Raw genomic sequence first — 14,164 nt, 5'->3', positions numbered from 1 at the left:
CAGGGGTTGAAACCCCTGCCTCAAAGCTAAAGTCCTCTAAAAGAGGACTAATAAGTAACCACACAAAATTAATTACATAAAGACTCCTTGCTAGGCAAGGGTTTCAGTAGAAATATTGTGTAATTAATGCGGAAAAAACACTTAAATTATTCAGTCCTCTTTTAGAGGACTTTCGCTATGAGACAGGGAATTCATTCCCTGGCGGACTAGCGGGTAGGCGGGAGGACTAGGGGACGAAAAGCTTAAGTAACATCAATTCCGATACCACCGAGTTTTATATTATATCAAAAACAATACAACAATGAAACGAGCAGTATTTCTTGACAGAGATGGCGTTCTCAATATCGAAGTGGGCTACATCCACAAAGTAGAAGATTTGCATTTAATCCCCGGAATAGCCCAAGCTGTACGCCGTTTAAATGACCAACAAATATTTTGCTGTTTGGTTTCCAATCAATCCGGCCCAGCGAGGGGTTATAATCCCGTCAGCCATGTAGAAGCTTTGCACAAACGCCTGTGTCAGTTATTAGAAAATGAAGCAGGAGCCAAGTTAGATGCTCTTTATTACTGTCCTTATTTAAGCGCAGCCGAAGGCGGAACCAACCCCGAATTTACGAAGTATTCGACTTGGCGAAAACCAAATACGGGGATGTTAGTAGCGGCGGCTTGGGAACAGGATTTAGATTTGCGAAATAGTTTTATGGTGGGGGATAAAGCGACTGATGTTGATATGGCTCACAATGCCGGCTGTACTGGCATTTTGGTGCAGACTGGTTACGGAGAAAGTGTGTTGAGCGGGGAGTATCAGCACCATACTAAACCGGATTTTATTGCAGCAAATTTAGCGGTGGCTGTGGAGTGGATTTTGCAACACTTTGATTAGTGTTTGTAGTGGGATTTAAGTTGTTTATCGTTGAGTCTTACAGGAAAGGGCAACGTAAGGAAGGGCGACTGTGAAGGTTGTACCCACGCCCATTTTGCTTTCGCAGGCGATCGCCCCTCCTTGCAATTCCACAGCTTTTTTAACAATTGTTAATCCCAAACCGTTACCTTTAATCTTTCCCGTATTCTTGCATCGGTAGAACATTTCAAATATTTTCCCTACTTCGGTTTCTGGGATGCCGATACCTTCGTCTCGGATACGCAGAATTAGTAAGGGGGAGTTAATATTGGTAAATAGGGAATTGCCAAACAAACACTGAGGAGATAAGCAAAAAATAGCTTCTTTGTCTCCTTCGCCGGCTTGACGGTATTCCAATTCCAAGGTGACTTGCCCGCCGTTTGGGGAATATTTCATGGCGTTGACGATTAAGTTAGAAATAATGCCGTGCAGCAATTGTTGATCTAATATTGCACTGGTAACATCTGATGGGATTAATGTTAGTTTGTGCTTGCCTTCATTTCCTAACTGCAATTGAGCGAGCAAGTCTTGACAATATTCGACTAGATTTATCGGTAATGGATTGCATTTGAGTTGACCTGCTTCTGCTCGACCCATAAACAGCATATCATCGATTAGCTGGTTCATCTTTTGGGTAGCTGAGTGCACCAGCCGCAGGGTTCTCACTTGGGATTCGTCACTGCTGCGAGTTCGATCGAGCTCTAGAAGTTCCGCAGAGATTAAAATCGCGTTGAGCGGGTTCCGCAATTCGTGAGCGGCCATTGAAATATAATGGTTTTGGCGGTGCGATTTTTCTTCCACCGACTCTCTGACTGCTTCTGCAGCTTTGAGAGATTCTCGCATCTTGGTTTCGATTTCGTGTCTGTGCAGGGCAATCTCGATCGCCACCCGCAAATCATTTTGTTGAAATGGTTTGATAATATAACCGAATGGATCTGTAAGTTTCGCTCTTTGCAGCGTTTGAGCGTCGGCATAAGCTGTTAAAAATACTGTCGGCACATTCATATTAGTTCGGATTTTCTCTGCCGCTGTTACCCCGTCTATCTCACCTTTAAGCACGATATCCATCAACACTAAATCGGGCGGGTTTTCTATCGCTTTTTGAATTGCTTCTTCTCCTGAAGAAACTGTAGCTGTTACTGCATATCCCAGTTTTTTTAATCGACCTGCTATGTCTTGCGCTACAATAACTTCGTCTTCGACAACCAAAATTTTTATCTGGTTCATTTTTCCTTAAATGCGTCGCCGATAATTTAACTCTTTAAAAATTAGAGTGTAGCAGGTTCCACACTGACTGTCAATGGCAATACTCGCCTCTAATTGGCTAGACAACATTCTCACTAATCGCAATCCTAATGTTTCCGCATTTTCTACGTCGAAACCCGGCGGAAATCCGCTACCAGTATCTTGAATAATTAATTGGAGTTCCTGAGAACTTAACTCATTAAATTCTATGTTAATTTCACCTTTCGCACTTTTGCTAAAAGCATATTTTAGGGAATTAGAAACTACTTCGTTTATAATTAAACCGCAAGGAATGGCTGTTTCTATATTTAAATAAATTGGGTCAAGGTTGAGATTGAATTGGATGGCAGTGTTGCCGCAACCAAAAGATTGATACAAATTAGCAACTAAGTTTTCGACGTAGGGGGGAAGGGCGATGCGATCGAGATGTTCGGATTGATACAGTTGCTCGTGAATCAGAGCCATTGAATGGATGCGGGTCTGGCTTTCTTCAAATAAAGCTAGCGTCGGTTCGTCTTCAATATATTGAGCTTGAAGTTGCAGCAAGCTGGAAATTACCTGCATATTATTTTTGACTCGGTGGTGAATCTCTTTGATCAATACTTCTTTTTCGCGGAGTGCTGCTTGGATGCGGGCCTCGGTACATTTGCGATCGCTGATATCTTCGGCAATACCCGCGATGCGGTAAATTTTGCCCGATTCGTCGTAAATGGGAAAAGCTCGATCGCACACCCAGCGAATTGTGCCGTCTGGCAGAAAAATCCGATATTCGGTATTGGTGGACTCGCCCTGCAACACTCGCCCCATTGCCTCTTCCAACAGGAGTTTATCTTCTGGATGCACCCACTCCATCATTTTTAATGGATCGGCATACAATTCTTCGCGACTGCGCCCCCAGATTTGTTCGTAAGTTGGACTCAGATACAATAAATCGGTGAAGTCCGCAGACATTAGCCAGAAGGAATCTTGGATATTTTCTGCTAACTGGCGGAAGCGTTCTTCACTTTCGCGGATGGTTTTTTCTGCCTGTTTGCCTGCGGTAATATCTACTGCAATGCCCACGATGCGGTAAACTTTACCAGATTGATTTCTAATCGGAAAAGCCCGATCGCGAATCCAGCGGATTTTGCCGTCAGGCCTGACAATTCGATATTCTATCTCATCTTCCGACTCAATTTGTCTAGTTAAATTAGCAATAACCCGCTCGCGATCTTCTGGATGGAGGGAATCTGCAAAAAAGCGCCTGTTAGCATACAAATTAGCGCAGCTTCTGCCCCAAATCTTTTCGTAAGCCGGACTGATATAAATAATTTCCTGGGGTTGAACGTTTACCATCCAAAACACGCTTTCAATGTTTTCTGCTAGCTGTCGGAACCTTTCTTCGCTTTCTTTCAGTGCTGCTTCGGTTTTTTTGCGATCGCTAATATCTTCTGTCACTACTACATTGTAAATTGCCCCGCTCAGCGGTTCTTTGATTAGCGATACTGTAATATTTACCCAAACTACACTGCCGTCTTTGTGCAGCAAGCGTTTTTCCATTGTAAAACTGTCAATTTCCCCGGCAAATAATTTCTTATTTTGTCCTAAATCTGCATCTATATCTTCTGGGTAAGTAACGTCCATCCAAGTTCGCGACAGCAGTTCGCTCGCAGTATATCCGACTATTTCGCAGAATTTTTGATTGACTCGCAAATAGCGGCCTGTTTCGTCAGGGTGGGTAATACCGACTGCCGCTTGTTCGACGGTTGCCCGAAAGCGTTCTTCGCTATCTCTGAGGGTTGCTTCTGCTTTTTTGCGATCGCTAATATCGCGCTGCACGCCAAAATAGCCCACAATTCTGCCGTGGGAATCGTAAATGCAAATATAGTCGCCTTCTATCCAAACTGGAACTCCGTCAAACGTGCGATTCTCATTTTCGATGTGAATTCTGCCAGCATCAAAAAGTTGCTTGATTATCTCTCTGCTACCAGTCAAGTTGTGCGAAAATAAAGAGTAAAGCGTCCGGCCAATAAACTCTTCCCTAGTACCTCCGTATTGAGCTATCAAAGCATCGTTTGCCTTCGTTACCCGCCCGTTAGCAAAGACGTACTCCAAAACTTTTTCTTTGTCAACGGTATTGTCCCAGTTTACTGGTTCGTCCAGCATCATAAAGAAAAAGCCATCTAAAGATTGAGAGAAAAACAATTCTAGCTGTTCCTGGCTTTCTCGCAGAGCTTCTTCGGCCTGCCAACGATAGATAATTTCTTCCCGCAATTGAGTGTTGGCTGTTTTCAAGTCTTCAGTGCGCTTTTGATATTTAATTTTTAACTGATTTTTGATTTCTTGCAGCGCTATTTCTGCCTGTTTTTTTTCGGTGATATCTTGAGTAACGACCATGCCTGCAAAAATTTCTTCCCGGTCGTTTTTGACGGGAGCAATGGTTGTTGAATAAATGCGATCGCGGTATTTATATTCAAAACTATTCTCTTTTCCTGCCAAAGCCGCGCGATATTTAGTCTCAAAAAATTGCCAATCTTCAGGTGGCGATACTTCCCACAATGTTTTGCCTTCCAACTGTTCTTTGGACAAACCAACTGCTGCCAAACCTTGACCGTCAACCAGAGTATAGCGCAAATCGCGATCGAACAAAAACACCGAGCCATTGGGATAATGTTTGATGAGAGTTCGGTACATTTCCTGGCTTTTTTCCAGAGATGCGATTAGCTGAATGCGATCGTCCTCAGTGATATCAAATTCAGTTACGGACCCCGAAAAGCCAGCATTCTCGACTGCTTTGAGTTGTGCTTCTAATTTCTGGCACAATTCTCTTTGCTGCTGCAAATCCTCTTCAAGTTGCCGAATTTTTGCTTTTTGCTCTGCGACTAATGCTTCGCTGGTTTCCAGAGGTCGATCGATCTTGGTAGGATCAATACACATAATGGCTCTATGTTTTGCAGTTGCGGACTTGAGCTTTTTCAAGCCAATACTAACAAAGCTCAAGCCTTCACTGCCAACTTAATTAGCCAGAATCTTTTTTGACTTCTGCCGAAAGCCTTCTACCTTTATCTTACGTGGGGGTTTGGGGGAGTTATAAGACCCGCGCCATAATCTTTGATTCCGCGCGAGGATACATGGACTCCCCCAAGTTAATTACAGGGACTCGATGTCCCTGTAATTAATATTTAGCGGTTGATCGTCGTCCAGTAAATACCCTATAATACAGGAATGCTTACACTTACTCACCGTTACCGAATCTATCCAGACGCCATTCAAGAGCCAACACTCATTGAGTGGCTGGAAATCTGTCGTGGGGCATTTAACTATGCACTTCGAGAGATAAAGGATTGGTGCGATAGCCGTAAGTGTGCGATAGATAAATGCTCTCTCGAAAAAGAGTATATTCTCTCTCCTGAAGTTAAGTTTCCTGGCGAAATCTACCAGCTCAATAACTTGCCCAAGGCTAAGAAAGAATTTCCTAAACTATGCGAAGTTCCTTCCCAAGTCCTTCAGCAAGCTATTAAACAACTGCATAAAGGTTGGGAATATTTCCAGGAAAGAGGGTTTGGCTTTCCTCGATTCAAAAAATACGGTCAGTTCAAATCCTTGCTGTTTCCTCAATTTAAGGAAAATCCAGTAACGAATCTGCACGTTAAATTGCCCAAGATAGGAGCAATTCCAATTAACTTGCATCGACCTATCCCGAACGGGTTTACGGTCAAGCAGGTGAGGATATTGAGGAAAGCTGACAAATGGTATGCGTCTATTTCTCTCCAGTGCGATGTTAGTATTCCCGACCCAAAACCTCATGGTCATCCCATCGGGGTTGATATTGGTCTGGAAAAGTTTTTGACAACAAGCGACGGTGTTCTTGTAAAACCGCCAAAGTTCTTTAAAAGCTTGCAAGGTAAGCTGAAATTGCTGCAACGCAGGCTTTCGAGGAAGAAGAGGCGGTCGAAGAATTACGAGAAACAACGCATTAAAGTTGCACGACTTCATCACCAAATCGACAACACAAGATCGGACTTTCACTACAAACAAGCTCATGCCCTTTGTGATGCTGGCGATATGGTCTTTATGGAAGACTTGGATTACCGCATCAGTGCCAAAGGGATGCTTGGAAAACATATGCTTGACGCTGCATTTGGTCAGTTTAGAACCATCGTCAAGTATGTGTGTTGGAAGAGAGGAAAGTTCTTTAGTGAAGTTGACGCTAGAGGGACTTCTCAAGAATGTCCTGAATGTGGTGGTGAAGTTAAAAAAGACCTGAGTGTTAGAGTTCATAACTGTCCTCACTGTGGATACACAACGGATAGAGATATAGCAGCAGGTCAGAACATAAGGAACAGAGGAATTAAACTCATTAGTACCGTTGGGCAGACGGGAACCGAAAGCGCCTGTGCAGCCGATCTACCGGGGATTGATGAAAGTCAGTCTAGGCAAGTGGCGAAATCTCGCATTCTTAGCAACCAGGAAATCAAAGAAGTGATTCTTTGGAAGCCTGCGCTATAATCTTCGATTTAGCGCAGGAGGATGTCACTTAGGAACTCCCGCCGTCAAGACTTCATGACTTTCCAATGTCACCAAAACATCATCTTCAATTCTCACACCAATACCGCGCCATTTTTCAGGAACCTCCGGCTGTCCTTCAACCGGTTTAATATAAGGAGAAATATAAATCCCCGGTTCCACCGTCAGCACTTGTCCTGCCTGCAAAACTTGCGGATTTTCGCCGTACTGATAAACGCCGACATCGTGCACGTCCAATCCCAGCCAATGACCGGTGCGGTGCATATAAAATGGCTTGTATTTCTCTTCTTTAATTATCTCTTCAATGTCCCCCACCAAAAGTTTTAAATCCATTAAACCTTCCACCAAAACGCGCACTGCTGTTTCATGAATTTTGCTGTAAGGATTTCCGGGATATACTTGACTAATTGCCTGCAATTGTGCTTGCAAAACTAAGTCATAAATTATCTGTTGTTCAGTTGTAAATTTGCCACTAACAGGAAAGGTGCGAGTAATATCGGCGTTGTAGTAGCCGCAAGCACAACCGGCATCTATTAGCAACAAATCGTTTTCCTGCATTTGGCGATTGTTTTCGATGTAGTGGAGGACGCAGGAATTGTAACCTGATGCAACAATTGAAGGGTAAGCGGGAGTGCAGCCATTTAAGCCAAAAGTATGTTCTATTTCAGCTTGAATTTCATATTCGTATCTGCCCGGTTTTGCGAATTCTCGGGCGCGGTTGTGGGCTGCAACTGAGATATTAGCGGCTTTTCGCATTAATGCTAATTCTGTTTCGCTTTTCACCAGCCGCATCGGGTGTAAAATGATGTTGGAATCTTCGATTGCTGTCGGGCCTGTGCCACGTTTGGGATAGGTTGCCATCAAGCGCTGCCAGTGATTGAGGACTGTTTGGTTGAAAGTACGATCGCGCCCGAAGTGATAATATATGCGATCGGCTTTTTCTAAATATTTCGGCAATTTTTCCGCAAGTTCGGCGATGGGGAAAGCTTCATCCGCGCCGTACAATTCCTTAGCGCCTTCTACTCCGGCGCGATAACCATGCCAAGTTTCTTTTTCCAAGTCTTTTGGCTGCACAAACAACACAAATTTGTGTTCTTCATGGTGCGGCGCGATCACAGCTACCGCCGCAGCTTCGTTGAAACCGGTTAAGTAGAAAAAATCGCTATCTTGTCGGTAAGCGTATTCTACATCGTTGTGCATGACGGCTGCGGGCGCGCTGCGAAATATCGCCGTCCCGCTGCCAATTTTTGCCATTAATTGTTCGCGTCTTTGTCGGTATTCGGTGGGGTTTGTCATCCGATTTTAGATTTTAGATTTTAGATTTTAGATTGAGTGTCATATTAACACTCGGCGGTTTCAAGCGCTGCTTGTCAGACTTGCACCCGCAAGGGGCAAGGGTTGAAGATATAGGTGCTCGCTTTTTTTCTGGGTCTACTTATTTATTCTCTTGTTCTGCGATCGCCAATTTACAAGTATAGTCAAGCAGCCGAGACAAAGATGAGTGGCCATCGACTAAAGTCCATTTCGGAGAGAAATTCGACCAATTTTCGCCATCTTGGCTAACTCTGACAGTTCTCAACTGTCGTTGCTGGCAGTCAACTTCCATTTGCGCCAACAATTTCTCGTTACTAAACTCTTGAGTTACTAAAATAGTTCTGACTGGATAAGAGGGAGCACCGGGAATATCGGATTTGCTTAATTCAACGCTGCTGGAGTCGATGCAAATATCTACAAAACATCTTGATTTTTCGGCGCGGGCGCTCAAATTTATGCCAAAAATTAATGTTGAAATTACTATCAAACAAATCGATGAACTCTTAATCATATAGCAGGAGGAAGAAGTTTCTTTTGACTCGGCGGTTGAAACCGCTGCTACACAGACAAAACCCGCCTGCGCGGGTTGAATTTCTTCAGTCCGCGCAGGCGGACTTTGTTTGTGTAGCAGCGAATTCTATTCGCCCTGAGTCTTCTTTTTAAAGCTGAGGAACGTATTGTTCTTTTTCAGGAACAAAAGTGTATTCAGAGACGATTAGGCGCAACTCTTCGCCGTCGATGGTTTCTTTTTCAATCAACAAATCGACTAAGCGATCGATCACAGTGCGATTTTCGCGAATAATTCGGCGCGCGTCGTCGTAGCAGTGATCGACAATCGATCGAACTTGTCCGTCAATCCGAGAGGCTATTTCTTCGGAATATTCCGATCGCGCTGTGTAGTCGCGGCCGAGGAAAATTTCGCTTTGCTGAGCTTCCAGGGCGATGGGGCCCAAGGTAGACATCCCGTAGCGAGTCACCATTTGCCGCGCCATGCCGCTTACTTGCTGCAAGTCGTTGCCGGCACCGGTGGTTACTTCGGCATCGCCGAAAACTACTTCTTCGGCTGCGCGGCCACCCAAGGCACCGCTAATCCGGGCCAAAATTTGCGATCGAGAAATCAAACCTTGGTCTTCGCTGGGCATGAACCAAGTCAAGCCGCGGGCCTGTCCGCGAGGAACTAAGGTAACTTTTTGAACTGGATCGTGGGCTTGAATGATTGTACCGACGATCGCGTGGCCGATTTCGTGGTAAGCAATCAAGCGCTTGCTCTTGCTGTCCACCAAGGGAGTGCCTTCCATACCTGCTACCACGCGATCGACTGCATCGTCAACTTCGAGCATCGTAATCGCTTCTTTGCGGCGGCGGGCGGTTAAAATAGCAGCTTCGTTGAGCAAGTTAGCCAAATCAGCACCGGTAAAACCAGGAGTCCGGCGGGCGATGGCGTCCAAAGAAATCTCTGCAGACAGCTTCTTGTTGCGCGCGTGAACTTCCAAAATTTCCAAGCGGCCTTTAATATCCGGCGTATCTACGCTAACTTGGCGGTCAAAACGTCCCGGACGCAGCAGCGCTGAGTCGAGCACGTCGGGGCGGTTCGTGGCAGCAATGATGATAATGCCAGTATTGCCCTCAAAACCGTCCATTTCGGTCAGCAACTGGTTCAGGGTTTGTTCCCGTTCGTCGTTACCGCCGCCGATACCGGCGCCGCGCTGGCGACCGACTGCATCGATTTCATCGATAAAGATGATGCAAGGAGCATTTTCTTTGGCTTTCTTGAACAAGTCCCGAACGCGGGAAGCGCCGACACCGACGAACATTTCGACAAATTCCGAACCGGAGATGCTGAAGAAAGGCACGCCGGCTTCGCCTGCGATCGCTTTTGCCAGCAGGGTTTTACCTGTTCCGGGAGGGCCCACTAGCAGCACGCCTTTGGGAATCTTCGCCCCGACTGCGGTGAAGCGTTCGGGTTTTTTGAGGAATGTCACTACTTCTTGTAGTTCTTCTTTGGCTTCCTCAACGCCTGCTACGTCGTCGAACAGTACGCCTGTTTTAGCTTCCATTTGAAAGCGAGCTTTGGACTTGCCAAAATTCATGGCTTGGCCCGGGCCCCCTGGCACGTTGCCACCGCGGCGGAAGAGGAAAAACAGGCCTCCTACTAACAAGAGGGGAAATACTAGATTGCCTAAAAGTCCCCAGACAGCGCCGTCGTTGCGTAGTGGGTGAGTGTCGAAGCTGATTTTGGAGTCTCTGAGCCTAGAAACCAGTTCCGGGGCATTTGAGGGCAAGTCTACCCGCCACCGCTGCTCGTGATTGTCCAGTTCGGGATCGACTGCTAGGACAATAGCCGTCCGGCCTCCGTCGTAAAGGTCAACGCTGGTCACTCGACCGGCGTTTAAGTAATCTAAGAATCGACCGTAGCTCAGGCGGGTGCTGGCGGTGTTCTTGCTCATTTCTGCCGGGGATGGGGCAAAGGCCCCCTGCCACAAGAAAAAGCCGATGACTAAGGCGGGTAAAGTCCAAAGTAGTATAGTTCGCCAAGAAATTTTCATAAATGCGGATGCCTTGAATTGGGGACAGATCGGGTCAGATCGCGGTGTCGGAGAAGTGCGACAAAAGTTTACACTCAGAATCTTAACTAAATTTAACTTAACAATGCACTCTCAGGCAACAGAGGTTCGAGGACGATCGCTCCAGAAAAAGTTAGGTTAGTTACGGTAAGGGCGATCGTCCCGAATATAATGTTTGGTGCTGATTTCGATACCGATCTAGGTAGAGTTAGAAGAATCGCCGCAAAACCCACTGTCTTTAAGCGTGGCAGTGTCAAGGGATAAGGCATGATAATGGTGAGGCTCAGTGAGGTAACACATTTCAATGACAACTAGACAGCTTGTTCCTAATTCGGCTATGCTGACCCAGCAGACTAAAGTCGCTTCTAACAAATCGATTATTAGTGCTGATTTGGGTCGGACGGCAACTAAAGCTTGCGTGAGTCGCAACCCTAGTAGCGTTGTTTTCATCCCTGCCAACGTGGCTGCTATGCCCGTGGAAAAGGTGCGGGGCGGCAGCTTTGAGTCCAAAGCAACAGACCCTCTGTTGGATATGTGGCTGGAGTACCAGGGCAAGGGCTACGCGATCGGTCAATTGGCGGCAGATTTTGGCGCTAATCTCGGTGGCGCTGACCAGTCGAAAGTAGTAGATGCTTTGGTTAAGGTCTTTTCCTGTGCTGGATATTTCCAGATGAAAGGCGAAATAGCAGTTGTGCTGGGTTTGCCATTTTATTCGCAGGATCAGTTTGAGAAGGAAAAGGAAGAGATTATCAGCCAACTGCGCTCTCCCCACGTTGTGGTGTACCGGGGCGAGCGGGTGGATATTAACATCAGTCACGTTTGGGTGATGCCGGAAGGGTTCGGCAGCCTGATTTGGTGCGAGGCTCAAGATAACAAGGAGTTTACGCCGGAGTTGCCCGAACTGTCGGTGGCGGTTGTGGATATCGGACACCAAACTACCGATTTGTTAATGGTCGATCGTTTCCGGTTCGCGCGGGCTGCTTCTAAGAGCGATTCCTTCGCAATGAACAAGTTCTACGAACAAGTTGCCTCAAAGATTCCGGGAGCTGACCCTCAATCTCTGTCTTTACTGGAAGCGGTGAATAAACCCGAGGGCCAGCGTTTTTACCGTCCCAGAGGAGCGACTAAGCCGACTAATTTGGATCCGATTATTAAGGACTTGCGGGAGGCTTTCGCTAACGAACTGTCCGAACGTTTGGTGCAGTGGCTGCCCGAACGTGTGACGGATGTGGTTCTGACTGGCGGTGGCGGCGAGTTTTTCTGGGAGGTTTTGCAACCTTTGCTTAAAGACGCCAATCTTAAGGCTCACTTGGCTCAGCCTTCCCGGAAAGCTAATGCTTTGGGACAGTTTATTTATGCTGAGGCTCAGCTAGCCACGATAAAGTAACGCATTAAGGCTTGAACCCTATGGCACTGTGGGCAAAAAATAAGGCGAATTTCTCGGTGGCGTTTACGGAAGATGCTGCGGATCAAACTTTGCTGGCCGCTATTGAAAAAGAGTTGGCTTTCACGAAGTATCAGACTTTCAGCAATCTCTGCAAGCAAGCTTTGTGGCAGTTTTTGTCTGTATCTGAGTCTGCTAGCTCTACACAGAACTTTCAGCGGTTGGAACAGCGTATTGCTGAACTTGTGGTAAAATTTGCTGAGTTTGAGCACAATGTTTCGGCAGAGGAATTAAGCCGTTTGGAGGGACTGGAACATCACCTGAATCAACTCAGCGCGCAGTTGGATCAATTGCAGGGGAGTGTTAACAGTAAGTTTGCTCAAGTTTCTTTTGCCCCAGTTTCAAAAGTAGTAGAGCCTGGCCCGATTGAATCTGAATCTGTGGCGGATGATAATGTAGTGTCTGATGCTGAAGTTGCTCGTCCTCGGGATTCCGATCCTTTGTTGGAGCGTTTAAGTTCTTTGTTACCCCAAGATTTCTAAAATGAGGTAGATTAACAGTAAGACTTTTTCTGACATTTGCTAACAATCACTTACATTTGCCAGAGATCTTTATATCATATAAGCTGTTGCGGCATTTAAATTGTCTGTCAAAAAAAATTAAAGTCTTGTGGGGAGTAGGGGTTGGGCGTCCCGCCCGCCCTGAATATACAATTTAAATGCGCGACAGCTTAGAATGAATTTAGCCACTCTGATTTAGGTGAAAAACCTTGGTAGTACGCAACCGCTATATAAATAAGTTGCCTCTACACTATCAAAGCAAATAATCAGATTGGCTAATAGCTGTAAGCGATAACCAAGCTGAAGGCAAGAATATAAGTGCTTGTAGAAATTTCTACGGGCATCGGTTGATACGCCTTGGTTGAGATTAGCTCTCAACTTATGTATTTGTTAGCAAATGTTAGCAAAAAAGTATCGGTAGACCAAGGCTAAAAAGCCTTGAGATGTAATGTTAGTGGCGCGCTGTTGGCAGCCGGTACTGAATACAGACACAAAGCGATCGCTCTTTTGAAAAAAAAGGGCGATCGCTTTGTTATTGCCGATTTTAGATTTTAGATTTTAGATTTACTCATTTTTGTCTAAGCTGTTGTGCACCTAATTTGACACTCAATTTTTCTACAATTATTGTGGAACGGGCATCCTGCCCGTCTCTGAATTCAATTTAAATGCGTAGCAGCTTATACCATTCCCATTATTCGATTAATCCTAACTTTTGCAATCGCGAACGAATGGCACTAGGCTGTCGCTGAAATCTCTGAGCTAATTCGTCAATTTGTTGACCGCTAGCATATTCTTGCTTCAAATTTTCGTCTTCATCCTGACTCCACTTGACATAAGCTCTGGGATATTTCTGGCGAATTTTCTCATTCTGGGTTTTAGGTCGATAACCATTCTTTTGATCGGCATTCAAACCCGAACCAAACTCTGGGTTAATTTCCCCACCGCGACTAGCTAGCGCCTCTTGCACGCGGTTGGGAAGCGCAGCAATTTCTTCTGAGAGCTCAGCCAAAGCATTGTCTACTTTTTGCTGAAGTTCTGTTAGCTGCCGCTGCTGCAAATGGCCCCACTGTGGCAGTTCGTTGATAAACTGCTGCAAGTCCAGAATTATTGTTGTCAAAGTTTCGACTTGTTGCAACTCCGGTCGCTGTTTGAATTGGCGGCTGGTGAGTTCGATCTCGCTTTGAATCATTTTAATAGTTTTTTCTAAAATTATTAGTCGCTGGCGCAGGTTCTCAATTGCTGAAATTAGAGAGTGTACGTTTTCTCCCGGCCCAACATTGAGATTTTCGCGAGATGTTTGAGCAAGAGCTTCGTCTAAAGCATTTACAGCAAGTTGCAATTGCTCGATCGCCCGATCGGTAGTAGCTGCTTGTTGATTTACGCGATCGAACGTGGCCGCTGTACTTGCTTTAACTTGCCTGTGCAGCTTCTGCCGGTTCACAAAATTCAACACCAACGAAATCACTACAGGCACTTGAGCATAAACGCTCTGCCCCCAAACCAAACTAGCAGCCAATCCCACAGCAGAGGCAGCAATAAAAACCACTTCAGCAGTTTCTAACCAATTGCTCGACTTGGGATTTTGGATTTTGGTGGGTGAGTTGGATGATGACATAGCTTAATTGGGAATTGGGCATTGGGCATTGGGCATTGGTCATTGGTCATCAGTCATTGGGAGGCTGTACATCAC

The 14,164-nt window shown here is 45.7% G+C and carries 11 protein-coding genes; 5 read left to right on the top strand and 6 right to left on the bottom strand.

Going from position 1 to position 14,164, the window contains the following annotated elements; all coding sequences use genetic code 11:
- Positions 1-301: 301 nt before the first annotated feature.
- The gene (locus QT992_RS25780) at positions 302-883 is read left to right on the top strand and encodes an HAD family hydrolase (RefSeq protein WP_333337012.1); all 582 of its coding nucleotides are present in this window, start codon (positions 302-304) and stop codon (positions 881-883) included.
- Between the two features lie 24 nt (positions 884-907).
- Here the strand turns inward: QT992_RS25780 and QT992_RS25775 are convergent, their stop codons facing one another.
- Positions 908-2,128: an ATP-binding protein gene (locus QT992_RS25775; protein WP_333337010.1), complete on the bottom strand. Its 1,221-nt coding sequence runs from the start codon at positions 2,126-2,128 to the stop codon at positions 908-910.
- A 6-nt stretch (positions 2,129-2,134) separates the two neighbouring features.
- The gene (locus QT992_RS25770) at positions 2,135-5,062 is read right to left on the bottom strand and encodes a PAS domain S-box protein (protein ID WP_333318695.1); all 2,928 of its coding nucleotides are present in this window, start codon (positions 5,060-5,062) and stop codon (positions 2,135-2,137) included.
- A 288-nt stretch (positions 5,063-5,350) separates the two neighbouring features.
- Here QT992_RS25770 and QT992_RS25765 point away from each other — a divergent pair, with 288 nt between their 5' ends.
- On the top strand, positions 5,351-6,634 hold the full coding sequence (locus QT992_RS25765; RefSeq protein ID WP_333318697.1) for a transposase: 1,284 nt from the start codon (positions 5,351-5,353) through the stop codon (positions 6,632-6,634).
- 24 nt (positions 6,635-6,658) lie between these two features.
- Here the strand turns inward: QT992_RS25765 and QT992_RS25760 are convergent, their stop codons facing one another.
- The 3 genes from QT992_RS25760 to ftsH2 all read right to left on the bottom strand — a co-directional run bounded on the left by QT992_RS25760 (position 6,659) and on the right by ftsH2 (position 10,512).
- Positions 6,659-7,948 (bottom strand): aminopeptidase P N-terminal domain-containing protein, encoded by a 1,290-nt coding sequence (locus QT992_RS25760; RefSeq protein ID WP_333337008.1) that lies wholly within the window; start codon positions 7,946-7,948, stop codon positions 6,659-6,661.
- A 139-nt stretch (positions 7,949-8,087) separates the two neighbouring features.
- Positions 8,088-8,453 (bottom strand): hypothetical protein, encoded by a 366-nt coding sequence (locus tag QT992_RS25755; protein ID WP_333337006.1) that lies wholly within the window; start codon positions 8,451-8,453, stop codon positions 8,088-8,090.
- Positions 8,454-8,625: 172 nt separating this feature from the next.
- Positions 8,626-10,512 carry an ATP-dependent zinc metalloprotease FtsH2 gene (gene ftsH2, locus QT992_RS25750; protein ID WP_006633417.1) on the bottom strand — a complete coding sequence of 629 codons (1,887 nt, stop codon included), beginning with the start codon at positions 10,510-10,512 and terminating at the stop codon, positions 8,626-8,628.
- Here ftsH2 and QT992_RS25745 point away from each other — a divergent pair.
- The 3 genes from QT992_RS25745 (at position 10,460) to QT992_RS25735 (ending at position 12,456) form a co-directional block, all read left to right on the top strand.
- Positions 10,460-10,672 carry a hypothetical protein gene (locus QT992_RS25745; RefSeq protein WP_333378064.1) on the top strand — a complete coding sequence of 71 codons (213 nt, stop codon included), beginning with the start codon at positions 10,460-10,462 and terminating at the stop codon, positions 10,670-10,672. The genes ftsH2 and QT992_RS25745 overlap by 53 nt on opposite strands.
- Positions 10,673-10,834: 162 nt before the next feature.
- The gene (locus tag QT992_RS25740) at positions 10,835-11,917 is read left to right on the top strand and encodes a ParM/StbA family protein (protein WP_333318703.1); all 1,083 of its coding nucleotides are present in this window, start codon (positions 10,835-10,837) and stop codon (positions 11,915-11,917) included.
- A gap of 20 nt (positions 11,918-11,937) precedes the next feature.
- A complete protein-coding gene (locus QT992_RS25735; protein WP_333318705.1) occupies positions 11,938-12,456 on the top strand; it encodes a hypothetical protein in 519 nt (172 codons plus the stop codon).
- A 709-nt stretch (positions 12,457-13,165) separates the two neighbouring features.
- On the opposite strand, the gene QT992_RS25730 is transcribed toward QT992_RS25735, so the two are convergent.
- On the bottom strand, positions 13,166-14,089 hold the full coding sequence (locus QT992_RS25730; RefSeq protein WP_333378047.1) for a hypothetical protein: 924 nt from the start codon (positions 14,087-14,089) through the stop codon (positions 13,166-13,168).
- Between the last annotated feature and the right edge of the window lie 75 nt (positions 14,090-14,164).

The organism is Microcoleus sp. T3_D1, assembly GCF_036700405.1.
Classification (GTDB): domain Bacteria; phylum Cyanobacteriota; class Cyanobacteriia; order Cyanobacteriales; family Microcoleaceae; genus Microcoleus.
Note: the sequence above shows the minus strand (reverse complement) of the source record. Positions and strands in the feature narration are given on the sequence as shown.